At 54.4% G+C, this 1,776-nt stretch carries 3 protein-coding genes; all 3 read left to right on the top strand.

The features are described from left to right. Positions 1-246, top strand: a 246-nt coding sequence (locus tag ACR0B3_RS23830) for an ABC transporter permease subunit (protein ID WP_480811217.1), incomplete at its 5' end; no start/stop codon positions are given. Between the two features lie 7 nt (positions 247-253). Further along, the gene (locus ACR0B3_RS23825) at positions 254-1,363 is read left to right on the top strand and encodes an ABC transporter permease (protein WP_340298759.1); all 1,110 of its coding nucleotides are present in this window, start codon (positions 254-256) and stop codon (positions 1,361-1,363) included. Then, on the top strand, positions 1,360-1,776 hold a 417-nt coding region (locus tag ACR0B3_RS23820; RefSeq protein WP_480811216.1), incomplete at its 3' end, for an ATP-binding cassette domain-containing protein. The genes ACR0B3_RS23825 and ACR0B3_RS23820, both read left to right, overlap by 4 nt.

The following is a 1,776-nucleotide window of genomic DNA, read 5'->3' as shown; positions in this document are numbered from 1 at the left end:
GTCATCGCGGGCTTTCCCGCGGTTTTTGTGTCGGTATTTTTTGGCGGCTCACTGATCATCGAGACGATTTTTTCCCTCGATGGTTTGGGGCGTTTGGGCTTTGAAGCGGCTGTGAGCCGTGATTACCCCGTGATTTTCGGAACGCTTTTTGTGTTTGGGCTGATTGGTCTGGTCGTGGGGATCTTGTCCGATCTGATGTATGTTTGGATCGACCCGCGCATTGATTTTGAGACGCGGGAGGTGTGAGCGCATGATCACGCTCTCCCCTCTCAACCAACGCCGTTGGCGCAATTTTAAGGCCAATCGCCGCGCGCTTTGGTCATTGATGATCTTTCTTGTGCTTTACGGGATTAGCCTGTTCGCTGAAATCATTACCAATGATAAACCGATTTTGGTGCAATATCAGGGCGGCTATTACACGCCTATTTTCAACTTTTACCCTGAGACAGAGTTTGGTGGCGATTTCCGCACCGAGGCGGTTTATCGTGATATTGAGGTGCAATGCCTGATCATCTCGGGCGGGTCAGACGCCTGTTGGGATGATCCTGAAGGCGTGATTGAAACCGTTCAAACCACAGGGCGTGTTGATGGCGTAGAGGTTGTAAAAGGATGGCTCCTTTGGCCGCCTATTCCCTATAGCTACAATACCGTCAACGATATCGGGCGCGCGGCCCCATCGCCGCCTGACGGGAACCATTGGCTTGGCACGGATGACACCGCACGGGATGTTTTGGCGCGTGTGATCTACGGGTTCCGTCTTTCGGTGACATTCGCGCTGATCGTCACCGCGCTGGCCTCGATGATCGGAATCGCGGCAGGGGCGGTGCAGGGCTATTTTGGCGGTGTCATTGATCTTATTTTCCAGCGTGTGATCGAAATTTGGGGCGCGACCCCAAGCCTTTATATCATCATCATCGTCGCCGCGATTTTCACCATGGATTTTTGGCTCTTGGTGTTTTTGATGGTCTTATTCGGTTGGACATCCCTTGTCGGGGTTGTCAGGGCCGAGTTTTTGCGCGCCCGCAATTTCGAATATGTGCGCGCGGCCCGTGCGCTTGGCGTCTCGGATCGCGTGATCATGTTCCGCCATGTGTTGCCAAATGCGATGGTGGCCACGCTGACCATGCTGCCCTTTATCGTCACGGGCACGATTGGTTCACTGGCTGCGCTAGATTTCTTGGGTTTTGGCCTGCCCTCATCCGCCCCGTCTTTGGGCGAGATGACCTTGCAGGCCAAAAACAACCTGCAAGCACCATGGTTGGCCTTCACGGCGTTTTTTGCCTTTGCGATCATGCTGTCTCTATTGGTGTTCATTTTCGAAGGGGTGCGCGATGCGTTTGACCCCAGAAAGACGTTCCAATGAGCCTGCTGTCGGTCGAAAATCTACGCATCACCTTTCAGCAAGATGGGCGGCGGATCGAGGCGGTGCGCGGTGTGTCTTTTCACATTGAGGCAGGGGAAACTGTTGCTTTGGTGGGCGAGTCTGGATCAGGCAAATCTTTGACTGCGCTTTCTACTGTATCGCTTTTGCCCGATGCGGCCGAAGTATCGGGCGAGGTGCGCTATCGCGGCGAAGGTTTGATCGGCGAAGAGCTTGTCACAAAAGGCGACGATCTCCTTCTTGCTCGAAGAGGCCAGCGTTACAGCCTCCTGGGCCAGACCCAGATCTTCGCCGAGGATTTTCAGGAGCCATGCCTTCTTGAAGCGGTTGAAGAGCGTCGCGTTCGGCGTCCAATGGGCGCGAATGTCGGGCATCACTTCGATCTCGAAGTCATG

The sequence above is a fragment of the Ruegeria sp. CE9 genome, assembly GCF_056537425.1.
The sequence above is the reverse complement of the archived record's forward strand: the minus strand, read 5'-3'. Positions and strand labels throughout refer to the sequence as shown.